This window comes from Pseudotabrizicola algicola, from assembly GCF_010915705.1.
GTDB classification, from domain to species: Bacteria; Pseudomonadota; Alphaproteobacteria; order Rhodobacterales; family Rhodobacteraceae; genus Pseudotabrizicola; species Pseudotabrizicola algicola.
The window spans coordinates 525,440-540,929 of the sequence record NZ_JAAIKE010000002.1 but is presented as its reverse complement, the minus strand read 5'-3'; the positions used below and the strand labels follow the sequence as shown (position 1 = coordinate 540,929).

Annotated in this window: 15 protein-coding genes; 11 read left to right on the top strand and 4 right to left on the bottom strand. The window is 62.5% G+C overall.

Translation table 11 applies throughout. The annotated features are described in order from the left end of the window. Positions 1-129: 129 nt before the first annotated feature. The gene (locus tag G3572_RS09125) at positions 130-450 is read right to left on the bottom strand and encodes a hypothetical protein (protein WP_164610983.1); all 321 of its coding nucleotides are present in this window, start codon (positions 448-450) and stop codon (positions 130-132) included. Next, positions 440-727, bottom strand: a complete 288-nt coding sequence (locus G3572_RS09120; protein ID WP_240335469.1) for a rod-binding protein — start codon at positions 725-727, stop codon at positions 440-442. Before G3572_RS09120 ends, G3572_RS09125 begins: the two co-directional genes overlap by 11 nt. A 111-nt stretch (positions 728-838) precedes the next feature. Here G3572_RS09120 and fliK point away from each other — a divergent pair, with 111 nt between their 5' ends. Next, the gene (gene fliK / locus G3572_RS09115; protein ID WP_164610981.1) at positions 839-2,302 is read left to right on the top strand and encodes a flagellar hook-length control protein FliK; all 1,464 of its coding nucleotides are present in this window, start codon (positions 839-841) and stop codon (positions 2,300-2,302) included. Between the two features lie 12 nt (positions 2,303-2,314). Continuing rightward, positions 2,315-2,977 (top strand): flagellar hook capping FlgD N-terminal domain-containing protein, encoded by a 663-nt coding sequence (locus G3572_RS09110; protein WP_164610979.1) that lies wholly within the window; start codon positions 2,315-2,317, stop codon positions 2,975-2,977. Between the two features lie 40 nt (positions 2,978-3,017). Here G3572_RS09110 and ubiB read toward each other — a convergent pair whose 3' ends face one another. After that, positions 3,018-4,547, bottom strand: a complete 1,530-nt coding sequence (gene ubiB / locus G3572_RS09105; protein WP_164610977.1) for a 2-polyprenylphenol 6-hydroxylase — start codon at positions 4,545-4,547, stop codon at positions 3,018-3,020. Continuing rightward, on the bottom strand, positions 4,548-5,297 hold the full coding sequence (ubiE, locus tag G3572_RS09100) for a bifunctional demethylmenaquinone methyltransferase/2-methoxy-6-polyprenyl-1,4-benzoquinol methylase UbiE (protein WP_164610975.1): 750 nt from the start codon (positions 5,295-5,297) through the stop codon (positions 4,548-4,550). A 110-nt stretch (positions 5,298-5,407) separates the two neighbouring features. On the opposite strand from ubiE, the gene mutM reads away from it, so the two are divergent. The 9 genes from mutM (at position 5,408) to G3572_RS09055 (ending at position 15,432) form a co-directional block, all read left to right on the top strand. Continuing rightward, positions 5,408-6,259, top strand: a complete 852-nt coding sequence (gene mutM, locus G3572_RS09095; protein WP_164610973.1) for a bifunctional DNA-formamidopyrimidine glycosylase/DNA-(apurinic or apyrimidinic site) lyase — start codon at positions 5,408-5,410, stop codon at positions 6,257-6,259. Positions 6,260-6,320: 61 nt separating this feature from the next. Then, positions 6,321-7,097 (top strand): enoyl-CoA hydratase, encoded by a 777-nt coding sequence (locus G3572_RS09090; RefSeq protein ID WP_164610971.1) that lies wholly within the window; start codon positions 6,321-6,323, stop codon positions 7,095-7,097. A gap of 153 nt (positions 7,098-7,250) precedes the next feature. After that, on the top strand, positions 7,251-7,526 hold the full coding sequence (rpsT, locus tag G3572_RS09085) for a 30S ribosomal protein S20 (RefSeq protein WP_100196539.1): 276 nt from the start codon (positions 7,251-7,253) through the stop codon (positions 7,524-7,526). Between the two features lie 526 nt (positions 7,527-8,052). Then, on the top strand, positions 8,053-9,417 hold the full coding sequence (dnaA, locus tag G3572_RS09080; protein ID WP_164610968.1) for a chromosomal replication initiator protein DnaA: 1,365 nt from the start codon (positions 8,053-8,055) through the stop codon (positions 9,415-9,417). Positions 9,418-9,642: 225 nt separating this feature from the next. Beyond that, positions 9,643-10,761, top strand: a complete 1,119-nt coding sequence (gene dnaN / locus G3572_RS09075) for a DNA polymerase III subunit beta (RefSeq protein WP_164610966.1) — start codon at positions 9,643-9,645, stop codon at positions 10,759-10,761. A gap of 73 nt (positions 10,762-10,834) precedes the next feature. Next, positions 10,835-11,923 carry a DNA replication/repair protein RecF gene (gene recF, locus G3572_RS09070; RefSeq protein WP_164610964.1) on the top strand — a complete coding sequence of 363 codons (1,089 nt, stop codon included), beginning with the start codon at positions 10,835-10,837 and terminating at the stop codon, positions 11,921-11,923. Next, complete coding sequence (locus tag G3572_RS09065; protein ID WP_164610962.1) at positions 11,920-12,540, top strand: LysE family translocator; 621 nt, start codon at positions 11,920-11,922, stop codon at positions 12,538-12,540. Before recF ends, G3572_RS09065 begins: the two co-directional genes overlap by 4 nt. Before the next feature lie 81 nt (positions 12,541-12,621). After that, positions 12,622-15,072, top strand: a complete 2,451-nt coding sequence (gene gyrB / locus G3572_RS09060; RefSeq protein WP_164610959.1) for a DNA topoisomerase (ATP-hydrolyzing) subunit B — start codon at positions 12,622-12,624, stop codon at positions 15,070-15,072. A 189-nt stretch (positions 15,073-15,261) separates the two neighbouring features. Then, positions 15,262-15,432, top strand: a complete 171-nt coding sequence (locus G3572_RS09055) for a hypothetical protein (protein ID WP_164610957.1) — start codon at positions 15,262-15,264, stop codon at positions 15,430-15,432. Positions 15,433-15,490: the final 58 nt, after the last annotated feature.

Here is a 15,490-nt window from a genome sequence, read left to right as displayed (position 1 = left end):
CATTCTTGCCGATGCCGAGGGGTTTTCCCCCGGCGCCACCCCGACCTCGGGGCGCAAGACCGATACAAACCTCCAACTCCTAATCATCGGTGAATTGCGAAGGGTCAAACACGGATGATTTGAGACAATTCAGACGCGTCTCGAGTTTGGCGCCCCGAAGGGGACGGTAGCCTTCGCGCCGGCACGGTCGTAAGTGGTAAGACCTTTGTTTGCTTCGATGATTTCACTGGTGCGACGACGTGCGGCACGCACGCCAGCCAGGGCTGCTTCCAGGCAGTTCGCCGTGCGCGTGGCCTCATCCCTGAGGCGCGCAAGGCTCTCGGCGTCTGCACCGGAAAGCATGTATTCACGGCTGATCAACTCTGGCAGCAGATCGACGAGGTCCCGATAATTGCCTGCGATCACGGCTTGCCGGACAAGGCGCAGCGTTTCTTGTGCATTAGCGGTCATTCTGTTTTTCCTGAGCTTTCAGCAGCGATTCGAATATGGTCTGCGCAAGTCCCAGACCGCCCTTGTCCACAATCAGTTTGGCCTGTGCCGCGCGCAGGTATGAGGCAAACTGATCCTCGCCCACCCCGCCACCAAAGCTTTCGGGCGCTTTGCCCAAGCTGGTATGGGCGAGCATTTCGGAAAGGAATGCCGTTTCCAGTTCCTTTGCCTTTTCATGAAGTTGCGCGCGATCAGGCATCAACAAGCCTGTTCCGCTCCGCCCCGGGTCTACCAACATTTGACACTCCGTTTGAGTTGAATTGTCCCGAATATCTGCGATGTGGGTAAACAGTCGGTAAGCAATTCACTGCAATCTGCATCTTGCCGTCATCAGAACCGGGAATGCAGAATGCAGGTAAATCTACTGCCAATCACTATTGTGGCACAGCCGACGGTGGTCACGGACGTTCAGGATATGTCCGGGTCTTTTGCAGCATCCTTGGCCGCGCTGACGGTCCCGACTGCGCCAGAGATCGGCACAGCCCTCATCGTGACATCCGCGGTAGAAGGTAAAGCGCCCGGCCCTGCATTGCCGGAAGGTGCGGTGGATGATCAAAGCACCATTGCGCAGACTTTTACGCCGCCGGAGGTGGATATAGAGGGCGTTGGCTTACTGGAAACTCCACTCGGTGGGGCGCAGCCGTTGCCCGCGCCTCCCGCCCGACCTACGCTCGCATCCATCCCACAAATGTCCGGCGCCGAGCAGCTATCGGTAGAGCAGACGATGGAACAATCCGCCGCGATATTCGGGATTTTGCCACAGTCAGAAGGTGTGGCAAGGGTGACCAACCTCACAGGTCCTGCGTCTCGTGATGAAAATGAACGACCGTTCGTAAAACTTTATATACCTTCCGAACTGGCTGACACACCCGTCGATGCCATCTTGCTGCCGCCGTCTCGCACTGTCAGGCCGGCGCCCAACGGACTGGTTATGGAGCCGAAAGCTCAGCCGACAGGCACACCGTCGCTCCCGTCAGCCAATGCGTCCGGTAATGATCGTCCTGCGCCTCCGCCCCTCGTTCCGGACTCTGCGCGCCCATTGGATGATGCGGCCAAACCAGCGATCACTCCGCCGCCAAGATCGGTTGCTTTGGCCCTGGCGCCTCTCGCGTTTTCGCCTGTCGCCCAAAAGGTGGAACGGACCCCGGTGGACGGGGAGCGGTCTTTGCTTACCGAGGTCAATCCCGCTCCCTTCAGCAAAGTGGGTCCGCTGCCCGCAGATCCTGCGCAAGCCGCATCACGCCCCCTGCTGACTGGCGCAGAACGCGCCTCGGCCCCACCCTCGGAGCGGCAAGGGAATGGGTTCCCGAATGGTGAAGTGCCTATGGACACTCAAGCGCAAGCGCCAGTTCTGGTGCGCGACGTTCCGATGCCAGCCAGCCCTGCTCCGCCAACGCCAACGGTCGTTTCCAGCCAAGCGCTTACACCGCAAATCTCGCATGTCATCGCGCAATCCGTCGCAACCCGGCCAGATGGCACCGTGGAACTGATGCTACGTCCCGAAGAACTCGGCCAGTTGCGTTTTGACTTCGCCACCAATGGCGAGCGGTTGACCGTCGTTGTTTATACAGAGAGGGCCGAGGCGATGGATTTGTTCCGTCGCCATGCCGATCACTTGCTGACCGAACTGCGCCTTGCAGGCTTTGCGCAGGCCTCTCTCAGCTTCGGGGAATGGTCACAGCGCGGCGGTCGGGCGGCTGCACCACTTTCACGCGCAGATCAGCTTTCCGAAACCGCCGTGTCCCAAATATTACCACCCTCGCCTCCTTCGCAAGCCTCCGTCGCCACGGGGCGGCTCGACTTGCGACTTTGAAAGGACTTCAGAATGGATATCCTGCAATCCCAACAAAGCCCGGCCGCTGGCTGGGCTGCATCCGCCACGCAACCGAAATCGGCGCTTGCCAGTGCCGATTTTGAAACCTTCCTCAAGATGCTGACGGTTCAGATGCAGAACCAGGATCCGATGAATCCGATTGATTCGGCGGATTATGCGGTTCAGCTTGCAACTTTTTCCGGCGTCGAACAGGCAGTCCGCACCAATCAGCTTCTGGAATCCTTGCAAACGCAGTTCGGGGTTATGGGAATGGCCCAACTTGCGGGCTGGGTGGGGCAGCAGGCCCGGTCTGGCGCGCCTGTCTATCTGGATGGTGAGGCGATTGCGATTTCCACCAATTCGCACCCTGTTGCCGACAGGGTTGTTCTGGTCGTCAAGGATGCGCAGGGCCGGTTGGTGGCGCGTGAAGATTTGGCTCCGTCAAACGATCTTTACCTTTGGCCGGGGCGCGATCCGGCGGGTGCGCCACTGCCGGTGGGGAACTATTCCCTCGCCCTCGAAAGCTACCGCGGCGCAGACTTGCTGGCCAGCGCACGGGCCGAGCATTACGCCCCGATCCAGGAGGTGCGCGGCGGGCCAGAGGGTGTCAAGATTGTCCTTCGGGGCGGGATAGAGGTGGCAGCAACAGAGGTGACAGCGCTTCGGGCACCATGACAGAGCCTTTACCGCCGCCCTCTTGAAGATCAGTCGCCTGCTAAATCAATGTGCCCACCCAAAGCCCGAGCGCAAGCATCGCCGCCCCTGTCAGGGCAGTCCACATCGGCCAGCGCGTCTCGCTGGCCTGCACCTGCTTGGGTGCTTCCGCCTGCGCGATCAGCGCCCGTTCGACAAGTTGGGGCATGCGGGGGCCAAACCGCGCCAGAACGCGCGCCGTCTTGGCCAGATCGCGCAACACAGCCCGCGGACCGATGTTCTTGGCAATGTAACCTTCGACAATCGGCTTGGCGACCTCCCAGATGTTAATGTGCGGGTCCAGACCGCGCGCCACGCCTTCCACAACCACCATCGTTCGCTGCAGAAGGATAAGCTCGGTCCGGGTTTCCATCCCGAAACGCTCTGTGACCTCGAAGAGATAGGCCAAGAGCCGCGCCATCGAGATGCGGCTGGCATCCATGCCGAAAATCGGCTCCCCAACGGCGCGCAAGGCGCGTGCAAACTCGTCTATGTCGCGGTCGGGCGGCACATAGCCCGCCTCGAAATGCACCTCGGCGACGCGGCGGTAATCCTTGCGGATGAAACCAAACAGGATTTCGGCATAAACACGGCGGGTATATTCATCAATCCGTCCCATGATCCCGAAATCATAGGCGATGATGTCACCATTTGCCGCAACCTTCAGGTTGCCCTGATGCATGTCGGCATGGAAGTAGCCATCGCGCAGCGCGTGGTTCAGGAACAGTTGCAAAACCCGCGCGCCAAGAACTTTGCGGTCATGCCCTGCCGCATCAATCGACGCGTTATCGTTCAGGCTGATTCCTTCCGCCCAATCCAGCGTCATCACGCTGCGGCCGGACAGGAACCAGATTGGCTTTGGCACCTGAAACCCCGCATCGCCCGCAGTATTCGCGGCAAATTCGGCCGCCGCGCTCGATTCGAGCCGAAAATCGAGTTCCCCCATCACCACGCCCTCAAAGTGGCGGATCACATCGAGGGGGCGCAGGCGGCGCGAAGAAGGAGAGATGACTTCAATCGCCTGAGCGGCAAAGTAAAAGGCATCAATGTCCTTGCGGAAGGCGCGTTCAATTCCCGGACGCAGAACCTTTACCGCCACCTCGCGCCCATCTTCTGCCAGTGTTGCCTTATGCACCTGTGCGATCGATGCCGCAGCCACCGGCTCGGAAAAGCTGCTGAACACCTGATCGACCGGCATCTGCAATTCTGCCTCGATCATCGTCTTTGCGACATCGATCGAGAAGGGTGGCAATTTGTCCTGCAGATACTTCAGCTGCAGCGCCAGTTCGTCACCCACGACATCGGGTCGGGTCGAAAGGATCTGGCCGAACTTGATATAGGCCGGGCCAAGCGCTGTCAGCGCCCGAGTCAGGGGCGGCAAGGCAGGATCGCCGCGCAAGCCCAAGGGCTTGAACGGCCATCCCAGAATGCGTGCGACAAACCTTAACCGGGGAGGGGCGCGAAACGCCTCCAGCACCACCCCGATCGCACCCGTGCGCTCCAAAGTGGCAAGCGTGCGGACAAGTCGCCAGAAGTTATGGGGGCCACGCACTTAGAGCTTCCATCCCGAATGAAGGGCCGCGATTCCCATCGTCTGATTGCGGTATCGCACCTGATCGAACCCGGCCTGCCGGATCATTGTCGCAAAGCTTTCCTGATCCGGGAACTTGCGGATGCTTTCCACCAGATACTGATAGCTGTCACGATCCCCTGCAACGATCTGCCCCATCACAGGGATCACGTTGAAAGAATAGAGATCATAGGCTTTTTGCATCAGGTCGTTCGGAATCTGGCTGAATTCCAGCACCATCAGACGCCCGCCGGGGCGCAAGACACGGTAAGCCTCTGACAATGCCTCGGAAATGCGTGTGACGTTCCGAATGCCAAAGCTGATCGTGTAAACGTCAAAGCTGTTCGACGCGAAAGGCAGGGCCATGGCATCGCCGACAACCCAATCCAGCCGGTCAGCCATGCTGTCCGCCTCGGCCCTCTGCCGGCCAGCGACCAGCATCGATTCGGTCATGTCGCAGACCACGGCACTGGCACCGGGGGCCCGCTTGAGAAAACGGAACGCAACGTCACCCGTGCCGCCGGCTACATCCAGCAACCTCTGGCCGGGCCGCGGGGCAAGCCAATCCATCATGGCATCTTTCCACAAACGGTGGACCCCGCCGGACATCAGATCGTTCATGATGTCATATTTGCTGGCCACGCGCGTGAAGACGCCATGCACCATCCCGGCCTTCTCGCCTTCGGGAACGGTCTGGTAACCGAAATGCGTTGTGTTTTTGTCGTCGGTCATGGGCCTTGCCCTTTATTGCCTGCCAGTCTTCTTATAGGGCGCATGCGCGCGGCTGCAATGCGCCACCCTGTCCGGGCGGCGCCACGCGCGATTGTGCAGGAGTGTCCCCCATGCCCGAACTGCCCGAGGTTGAAACCGTTCGTCGTGGCCTTTTGCCCGTGATGGAGGGTCAGCGGATCACCCAGGCCACGGTGAACCGGGACGGTTTGCGCTGGCCCTTCCCCGCCAATATGGCGGCGCGCCTTTCCGGCGTGCGGGTCAACGCCCTGCGGCGGCGGTCCAAGTATATTCTCGCCGATCTCTCGAGCGATGAAACCTTGCTCATCCATTTGGGCATGTCGGGCCGAATGTTGATTTCAGGTCAAACCTTTGGCAGCTTCCATCATGACCATCCAGCCCCGCAAAAGCACGATCACGTCGTGTTCGACATGGAGGGCGGCGCGCGGGTGATCTTCAACGATGCCCGCCGCTTTGGTGCTATGGACCTGATGCCGACTGCGGGTGCAGATTCGCACCTTCTGCTCGCGGTGCTCGGCCCAGAGCCTTTGGGCAACGGGTTTGATGAGGCTTATCTGCAAGCGCGACTGCGGGGGCGTAACACGCCGATAAAATCGGCACTGCTCGATCAGCAGATCATTGCCGGTCTTGGCAATATCTATGTCTGCGAAACCCTGTTCCGCGCGGGCATTGCGCCACAAACCAAGGCAGGTGCGCTTTCCGATGGTCAGGTGGCCGGTCTTATTCCCATCATCCGCGATGTGCTGGCCGAGGCGATAGAGGCGGGGGGCAGCAGCCTGCGCGATTATCGGCAAGCCGATGGAGAATTGGGCTATTTCCAGCACAGTTTTCAGGTTTATGGCCGCGAGGGACAGCCCTGCGTCGCCCCCGGATGCGACGCGACAATCGGCCGGATCGTGCAGTCCGGGCGGTCATCCTTCTACTGCCCTTCCTGTCAGCGCTGACTTGCCATCGGGCAAGATGCTGTTAGGAGTCACGTCAAAGCCAACCTTGGAGCCCATGCGCATGGCCTATGATACGCTGATCGTCGAGGTCGAGGATTATGTCTCCCTCATCCGGCTGAACCGTCCAGACGCGCTGAATGCGCTCAATTCGAAGCTGATGAAGGAACTGGCAAGTGCCCTGCAGGCCGCCGACCGTGATGACAACGTGCGTGTCATCGTGTTGACGGGGTCGGAAAAGGCCTTCGCCGCCGGTGCCGATGTCAAGGAAATGGCCGAAAAATCCTTCACGGACGTATATTTCGACAACCTCTTCGGGGTTGAGGCCGAAATCATCGCTAGGGTGCGCAAGCCCATCATCGCCGCCGTGTCTGGCTATTGCCTGGGGGGCGGGTGCGAATTGGCGATGCTGGCGGATTTCATCATCGCGTCTGATACCGCGAAGTTCGGTCAGCCCGAAATCAACCTCGGCATCGTCGCGGGCATGGGCGGCACCCAGCGGCTCACCCGTTTTGTCGGCAAGTCAAAATCGATGGATATGCACCTGACCGGACGCTTCATGGAATCCGCCGAGGCCGAGCGTTGCGGGCTGGTCAGCCGGGTCTTTCCGGCAAAGGACCTGATGACCGAAGTCATGAAGATCGCGCAGAAGATCGTCGAGAAATCGCTGATCTCATCGATGGCCGTCAAGGAATGCGTGAATCGCGCACAGGAAACCTCGCTGGCCGAAGGCCTCCTGTTTGAACGTCGCGTGTTTCATGCAATGTTCGCTACCGAGGACCAGAAAGAGGGCATGGCGGCCTTCATGGAAAAGCGCCAGCCGCAGTTCCGCGACAAATAAGCGGTTTTTCCTGTTTTCTTTTGGGTCAAACCATCCTATACGCCGCCCCACATGCGCGTGGGCCCGCTTAGGCAAGAATCATCCCCTCCTCAAAGGTGGGGTCTTGGGGCTTTCGTGCGACCGCATTGATCAGACCCAGGAAAGGCCACCACAATGGCAAACAGTGAACAGTCCAAAAAACGCGCCCGCCAGTCCGAGGCGCGCTATGCCGTGAACAAGGCCCGTCGCTCGCGCATCCGCACCTTCGTCCGCAAGGTCGAAGAGGCCATTGCATCGGGTAACGCCGAAGCCGCTGTCGAAGCTCTCAAGAACGCCCAGCCGGAACTGGCTCGTGGCGTGACCAAGGGTGTGCTGCACAAGAACACCGTTTCGCGCAAGATCTCGCGCCTGTCCTCGCGCGTAAAGGCTCTGTCGGCCCCCGCCGTCTGAGTCGATCTGCCGAGTTTTGTGTCAAGGGCGTCCTCCTCCGAGGGCGCCCTTTTTTCTTGGCAGTTGCGTGTTTTCAGGCGCTTTCCCGCTTACTCGTTGCCGATTTGCCAAAGCCCCCGGATTCGCTCCGATCATTCTTCTGTCAACCGAATAGATCGGTTGCGAAGGCCCTTGGCGGCTTGCTAGCTTCCGGATGCGATTCACGTCGTCTTGGGGGACATGACGCGGTCTTGAACAGAACATGACGAATCTTGCTGCCAGCTTATTCGCCAATTTTTGTTCTAGATCAAAGTGTTATGCTGTCTGCGGGAACTTCCGCACTCAGGGTTGATCAGCGGGGCTGGCTTCTATGGGCCGGCGTCGTTGTTCTTTGGTGTGTCCTTGACTGGTCCGGTCTTGGATCAGCCCGTCCGCATGCTTTGTAGGCGGGGCTGGTCAGGGTTTCGGGTGGGTCAGGTTGTGTGTGCGAAACAAGCTCGACCGGGAAACTGGATGTGGCGGGCAAATAAAAAACAGGTCAAAGCGAATGACGAACGACACGTGGGGACAGGTTCGGGAAGAACTGATCAAGAGGGTTGGCCAGAACAACTATACGACTTGGATCGAACCGCTGCGCCTCTCGCACCTGAAGAACGGGGTCGCCAGCTTCGAGGTGCCGACGACCTTTTTCGGGGATTGGGTCTCGCGCAATTTTGCCGACCATATCCGGGGTCAACTGGCAGTGGCCGGCTCGCCGGTGGAGCGCGTTGAATTCACGGTCGGTGCGGCACCCGCGCGTGCGCCTGCTGCGAAATCCGGGTCCCGCTCTGCCGCCAAGCCTGCACGGGCGCGTGCGGTCGGTGCCGAGGAGGTGACGGGCGCGCAACTGGAGCAGCGCTTCACCTTCGACAATTTCGTGGTGGGCAAGCCGAACGAATTGGCACATGCCGCTGCCCGCCGTGTCGCGGAAGGTGGGCCGGTGACCTTCAACCCGCTGTTCCTCTATGGGGGCGTCGGGCTCGGCAAGACGCACCTTATGCATGCCATCGCGCATGAGTTGAAGATCAACCGCCCTGACCTGCATGTTCTCTACCTCTCGGCCGAGCAGTTCATGTATCGCTTTGTTCAGGCGCTGCGGGACCGGCAGATCATGGACTTCAAGGAGCTGTTCCGCTCGGTCGACGTGCTGATGGTCGATGACGTGCAGTTCATCGCCGGCAAGGACAGCACGCAGGAGGAGTTCTTCCACACCTTCAACGCGCTGGTCGATCAGAACAAGCAGATCGTGATCTCTGCGGACCGCGCGCCGGGGGAGATCAAGGATCTGGAAGACCGCATCCGCTCGCGTCTGCAATGCGGGCTGGTGGTGGACCTGCACCCTACGGATTACGAGCTGCGGCTGGGCATCTTGCAGGCCAAGCTGGAGCATTATTCCAACCAGTATCGCGGCCTGACGATGGCGCCGGGGGTGCTGGAGTTTCTGGCCCACCGGATCACCACCAATGTGCGGGTGCTGGAGGGGGCGTTGATGCGGCTCTTTGCCTTTGCCAGCCTCGTCGGGCGGGAGATCAATCTGGATCTGGTGATGGAGTGTCTGTCCGATATCCTGCGCTCGTCGGAAAAGCGGCTGACGATCGAGGAAATCCAGCGGAAGGTGGCCGAGCATTACAACGTCCGCCTGTCGGACATGATCGGGCCCAAGCGGCTGCGAACGATCGCGCGGCCCCGGCAGGTGGCGATGTATCTGTCCAAGCAGATGACCAGCCGGAGCCTGCCGGAGATTGGCCGCCGTTTTGGCGGGCGGGACCACACCACCATCATGCACGGGGTCCGCAAGATCGAGGAGCTGATGGCGGCGGACGGGCAGCTGGCCGATGATGTGCAGCTTCTGAAGCGGCTCTTGCAGAGCTGAGGCGGCGCTGCCCCCTGTGTTACACTTGGGCGGCGCCTTTGTTTTCAAGGGGTTGAATTTTCGGGTTAACAGAAAATTCACGCCTTGACCGCAAGGGCCGCCGCGCGGGCGGTGCGGGGCCTTGACCTTGGCCACAAAGCCCCACAATGTCGGGTCAAACACTTGTGAACCCGCGCAAAACGGGTATTGTCGGCGTCCCTTAGACGCCCGACAGGGGGATGGATGATGAAGCTTTCGATTGAACGTGGCACGCTGCTCAAGGCTCTTGCGCAGGCTCAGTCCGTGGTGGAACGGCGCAACACCATTCCGATCCTTGCTAATGTGCTGATCGAGGCCGATGGCACGCAGGTGTCTTTCCGGGCCACCGATCTGGATATCGAGGTGGTGGACCGCGCCCCCGCCATGGTGGAGCGCGCTGGCGCCACGACGGTTTCGGCGGTGATGCTGCACGAGATCGTGCGCAAGCTGCCCGATGGCGCGCTGGTCAACCTGACCGAGGACCCGTCTTCGGGGCGGCTGTCGATCATGGCGGGGCGCTCTTCGTTCAGCCTTGCGACGCTGCCCAAGGAAGATTTTCCGGTGATGGCGACATCGGAATATTCGTCGAACTTCTCGGCCCCCGCGCCCGCGCTGCGCCGGTTGTTCGACAAGGCGAAATTCGCCATCTCGACCGAGGAGACCCGCTATTACCTGAACGGCGTCTACCTGCATGTCGCCACCGGTGAGGGGGGCCCCGTGCTGCGCGCGGTGGCGACCGATGGCCACCGGCTGGCGCGGATTGACGCGGCGCTGCCCGACGGGGCGACGGGCATGGCGGGCGTGATCGTGCCGCGCAAGACGGTGAACGAATTGCGCAAGCTGCTGGATGATGACGAGGCAACGATCGCGGTGTCGGTGAGCGAGACGAAGATCCGCTTTGCCACCCCGGCCATCACCCTGACATCGAAGGTGATCGACGGCACCTTCCCCGATTACACCCGCGTGATTCCGACCGGGAACACCCGCCGGCTGGAAGTGGATGCGAGCGAATTTGCCAAGGCGGTGGACCGCGTGGCCACCGTGTCGAGCGAGCGCAGCCGTGCGGTGAAGCTGTCTTTGGACGAGGACCGGCTGATCCTGTCGGTCAACGCGCCGGATTCGGGGGCTGCCGAGGAAGAACTGGCGGTGGCCTATAGCGACGAGCGGCTGGATATCGGGTTCAACGCCAAATACCTGCTGGAAATCGCGAGCCAGGTGGACCGCGAGAATGCGGTGTTCCTGTTCAATTCCTCGGGCGATCCGACCCTGATGCGCGAGGGGAATGACACCAGCGCGATCTATGTCGTGATGCCGATGCGCGTGTGACCGGCGTCGGACCGGGGGTTTCACACCCCCGGACCCCCGTGGGATATTTATGAACAGATGAAAGGGGCAGCGTTTGGCTGGCCTTGCGATCACATCCCTGGTGCTGTCGCAGTTTCGCAGCCACGGCCTGACGCGGCTGGCCTTTGACGGGCGGCCTGTGGCCATCCATGGCCCGAACGGCGCGGGAAAGACCAATATTCTGGAAGCGGTGTCGCTGCTGTCGCCCGGGCGCGGGTTGCGGCGGGCGGCGGCGGAGGAGCTGGCGCGGCGGCCCGGGGCGATCGGCTGGAAGATTTCGGCCGAGGTGGACGGGTTGGACGCGCCGCATGAGGTGGTGAGTTTCGCCGAGGGGCTGGAGCCGCGCGTGGTGCGGATCGACGGCAAGGCGGCGACGCAGGCCAGCCTTGGCCGCGTGCTGCGGGTGCTGTGGCTGGTGCCGGCGATGGACCGGCTTTGGATCGAGGCCGCCGAGGGGCGGCGGCGGTTTCTGGACCGGATCACCCTGAGTTTCCTGCCCGATCACGGCGAGGCGGTGCTGGCCTATGAAAAGGCGATGCGCGAGCGCAACCGGATGCTGAAGGATCAGGTTCGCGATGCCCACTGGTATGGCGCGGTGGAGGCGCGGATGGCGGAGGCCGCCGCCGTGATCGACGCCAACCGCGCGGCGGCGCTGGTGCGATTGACCCGCGCGCAGGAGGGGGCGGAGACGGCCTTTCCGCGCGCCGATCTGCTGCTGGTGCATCCCGAGGGGGAATATGGCGATCTGGCCGCCGAACTGGCGGCGGGGCGGGCGCGGGACATGGCGGCGGGGCGCAGTTTGCAGGGGCCGCACCGGGTGGACCTTGCGGCGGTCTATGCGGCCAAGGGGGTGGCGGCGGCGCAATGTTCGACCGGCGAGCAGAAGGCGCTGCTGATTTCGCTGATCCTTGCGAATGCGCGGGCGCTGGCCGCCGATCTGGGCCGCGCGCCGGTGGTGCTTCTGGACGAGGTGGCGGCGCATCTGGACGCGGCGCGGCGGGCGGCGCTGTATGACGAGATCTGTGCGCTGGGGGCGCAGGCGCTGATGACCGGCACGGAGGCGGGGTTGTTCGACGGTTTGGCGGGGCGCGGGCAGAGCGTGATTGTGGCCGAGGATGGCGGCGTGTCGGAGGTGCGGGGATGACGGTGACGCTGCACCAGCTGGGGCTTTATGCGCTGGCGATGGCGGGGCTTTGGGTGATCCCCGGTCCGGTCTGGGTGGCCCTGACCGCGCGGGCGCTGTCGGGCGGCATGGCGGGGGCCTGGCCCCTGGCGGTGGGGGTGGCCTTGGGCGATCTGATCTGGCCGCTCTGCGCCATTCTGGGGCTGGCCTGGGTCTTGTCGCTTTATGGCGATCTGCTGGGGGTGATGCGCTGGGTGGCGGCGGCGGTGTTCATCGTGATGGGGGCGCTGCTGCTGCGCAAGCCCGCGGCTGTGCCGGGGGCGGACAGCCGGATGACGCGGCCCGGTGTCTGGGCCGGGTTTTCGGTGGGGGTGGCGGCGGTGATCGGCAACCCCAAGGCCATTCTGTTCTACATGGGGTTTTTGCCGGGGTTCTTCGATCTGGGGCGGGTGTCGGGGTGGGATGTGGCGGCGATTCTGGCGATTTCGGCCTTGGTGCCGATGCTGGGCAATCTGGGGCTGGCGCTGTTTCTGGACCGCGCGCGGCGGCTGTTGCAGAGCCCGGCGGCGCTCAGGCGGCTGAATGTGGTGTCGGGGGTTCTGCTGATGGCGGTGGGTTGCGTGATTCCCTTTACCTGACCGCTAAATCTTGGGGGTGAGGGGTGACATTCCCGGCCCCTGCGGGTATAAATCGCGGACATTATTTGGGGTTCAAGACGTATGGCCGAAGCTGCCCGCAAACCCGCCGAATACGGCGCTGATTCCATCAAGGTTCTCAAGGGGTTGGAGGCGGTTCGCAAGCGCCCTGGCATGTATATCGGCGATACCGATGACGGGTCGGGTCTGCACCACATGGTCTACGAGGTGGTGGACAACGGGATCGACGAGGCGCTGGCCGGACATGCGACGGCGGTGACGGTGAAGATCCACGCGGATTCCAGCGTATCGGTGCGGGACAACGGGCGCGGGATTCCGGTGGACATCCACGCCGAGGAGGGCGTTTCGGCGGCCGAGGTCATCATGACCCAGCTGCACGCGGGCGGGAAGTTCAACAACACCGATGAGGGCGGCAATGCCTACAAGGTGTCGGGGGGGCTGCATGGCGTGGGCGTGTCGGTGGTCAACGCGCTGTCGGAATGGCTGGAGCTGACCGTCTGGCGCGACGAGACGGAGTATCGGGCGCGGTTCGAGCATGGCGAATGCGTGGAGCATGTGAGGGCCATCGGGCCGGCGCCGGGGATGCGGGGAACCGAGGTGCGGTTTCTGGCGAGCGCCAAGACCAACAGCCCGGACGGGACGTTCTCTAACCTCGACTACAGTTTCAAGACGCTGGAGAACCGGCTGCGGGAACTGGCGTTCCTGAACTCGGGCGTGCGGATCATCGTGGAGGACGAGCGGCCCGCGGAGCCGCTGCACACCGAGTTGTATTATGAAGGCGGGGTGCGGGAGTATGTGAAATACCTCGACCGGTCCAAGTCCAGCATCATGGCCGAGCCGATCTACATGATCGGGGAGCGGAACGGGATGACGGTCGAGCTCGCGATGTGGTGGAATGACAGCTACAACGAGATGGTGCTGCCGTTTACCAACAACATCCCGCAGCGCGACGGGGGCACGCATCTGGCGGGCTTCCGGGGGGCGTTGACGCGGACGATCAACGGCTATGCGCAGTCGAGCGGGATCGCCAAGAAGGAGAAGGTGGATTTCACCGGCGACGATGCGCGCGAGGGGCTGACCTGCGTGCTGTCGGTGAAGGTGCCGGACCCGAAATTCTCGAGCCAGACCAAGGACAAGCTGGTTTCCAGCGAAGTGCGGCCTGCGGTCGAGAATCTGGTGAACGAGAAGCTGGCCGAGTGGTTCGAGGAAAATCCGGCGCAGGCCAAGGTGATCGTGGGCAAGATCATCGAGGCGGCGCTGGCGCGCGAGGCGGCGCGCAAAGCGCGGGAGCTGACGCGGCGCAAGACGGCGCTGGATGTGGCAAGCCTGCCCGGCAAGCTGGCCGATTGTCAGGAGCGCGATCCGGCGAAATCTGAAATCTTCCTCGTCGAGGGTGACTCGGCCGGTGGGTCGGCCAAGCAGGGGCGGTCGCGCTCTAACCAGGCGGTGCTGCCGCTGAAGGGCAAGATCCTGAACGTGGAGCGGGCGCGGTTTGACCGGATGCTGGCGAGCCAGGAGATCGGCACGCTGATCACCGCGCTGGGCACCGGCATTGGCCGCGACGAATTCGACATCAAGAAACTGCGCTACCACAAGGTCGTCATCATGACGGACGCTGACGTGGATGGCGCGCATATCCGCACGCTGATTCTGACCTTCTTCTTCCGGCAGATGCCGGAGCTGATCGAGGGCGGGTATCTCTATATCGCGCAGCCGCCGCTGTATAAGGTCGCGCGCGGCAAGTCCGAGGTCTACATCAAGGATCAGGCGGGGCTTGAGGATTACCTGATCGACATGGGGCTGGACGGCGCAATTCTGCGCCTTGGCAACGGCGAGGAACTGGCGGGCGAGGATTTGCGCCGCGTCATCAACGGCGCGCGGCAGTTCCGCCGTGTGCTCGACTCCTTCCCGACCAACTATCCGCGCAACCTGCTGGAGCAGGCGGCGCTGGCGGGCGCGTTTGACCCCGGCCAGGCCGATGCCGATTTGCAGGCGGTGGCCAGCACGGTGGCAGACCGTCTGAACATGATCGCGGCGGAGTATGAAAAGGGCTGGGCCGGACGGATCACGCAAGACCACGGCATCCGGCTGAGCCGTATCCTGCGCGGGGTCGAGGAATTGCGCACGCTGGATGGCGCGGTGCTGCGGTCGGGTGAGGCGCGGCGCTTGTCTGCGGTGGCGCGCGAGACGCGCGACACCTTCCGCGATCCGGCGAAACTGGTGCGCAAGGACCGCGAGCAGGTGGTTTACGGGCCGACCGATTTGCTGAAATCCATTCTGGCCGAGGGCGAGAAGGGCCTGACCCTGCAACGCTACAAGGGATTGGGCGAGATGAACCCCGAGCAGCTTTGGGAAACCACGCTGGACCCCGAGGCGCGCACCTTGCTTCAGGTGAAGGTGGAAGATCTGGCCGAGGCGGACGACATTTTCACCAAGCTGATGGGCGATGTGGTGGAGCCGCGCCGCGAGTTCATCCAGCAAAACGCGCTGAACGTGGAAAATCTGGACTTCTGATCGCGCGCGGCGGGCGGGGGGAAAGTTTCGGGCGATCCCCTCGGGTTCTGTGATTGTCGGGCGGCGGCACTGGTGGAGCCGGTGCCGAGCCCCCATATCGGACTACGGGGCGCGCTGATGGCGCGCCGCATCATGGCAGGCTCTGTCCCGGCCGGTTTTCAACCGCATTTGACCGACAGGAGCCAGCACATGGGATATTCCCCGCAAAAGACGCCCTTTGACCTTGCCGATTTTCTGAGCAAGCCGGCAACCCCCAGACCGCGCAAGTGGAATCGGCTCGGGTCGGGGCAGCGGCCTGCTGCCGTGCCCGAAGCCACGGCAGGTGACACGGTGGCTGTGGAGCCGCCCGCCAAGGCGTAACGCCGCCGCAGCTTGCCTGCGGCTTTGCCCGAAGATGACGCCCGCAGCCGCTGTGCTG

Coding starts and splice junctions, on each gene's coding strand:
- G3572_RS09125 (WP_164610983.1), bottom strand. CDS start 450: ATGACCGCTAATGCACAAGAAACGCTGCGCCTTGTCCGGCAAGCCGTG.
- G3572_RS09120 (WP_240335469.1), bottom strand. CDS start 727: ATGTTGGTAGACCCGGGGCGGAGCGGAACAGGCTTGTTGATGCCTGAT.
- fliK (WP_164610981.1), top strand. CDS start 839: ATGCAGGTAAATCTACTGCCAATCACTATTGTGGCACAGCCGACGGTG.
- G3572_RS09110 (WP_164610979.1), top strand. CDS start 2,315: ATGGATATCCTGCAATCCCAACAAAGCCCGGCCGCTGGCTGGGCTGCA.
- ubiE (WP_164610975.1), bottom strand. CDS start 5,297: ATGACCGACGACAAAAACACAACGCATTTCGGTTACCAGACCGTTCCC.
- mutM (WP_164610973.1), top strand. CDS start 5,408: ATGCCCGAACTGCCCGAGGTTGAAACCGTTCGTCGTGGCCTTTTGCCC.
- G3572_RS09090 (WP_164610971.1), top strand. CDS start 6,321: ATGGCCTATGATACGCTGATCGTCGAGGTCGAGGATTATGTCTCCCTC.
- rpsT (WP_100196539.1), top strand. CDS start 7,251: ATGGCAAACAGTGAACAGTCCAAAAAACGCGCCCGCCAGTCCGAGGCG.
- dnaA (WP_164610968.1), top strand. CDS start 8,053: ATGACGAACGACACGTGGGGACAGGTTCGGGAAGAACTGATCAAGAGG.
- dnaN (WP_164610966.1), top strand. CDS start 9,643: ATGAAGCTTTCGATTGAACGTGGCACGCTGCTCAAGGCTCTTGCGCAG.
- G3572_RS09065 (WP_164610962.1), top strand. CDS start 11,920: ATGACGGTGACGCTGCACCAGCTGGGGCTTTATGCGCTGGCGATGGCG.
- gyrB (WP_164610959.1), top strand. CDS start 12,622: ATGGCCGAAGCTGCCCGCAAACCCGCCGAATACGGCGCTGATTCCATC.
- G3572_RS09055 (WP_164610957.1), top strand. CDS start 15,262: ATGGGATATTCCCCGCAAAAGACGCCCTTTGACCTTGCCGATTTTCTG.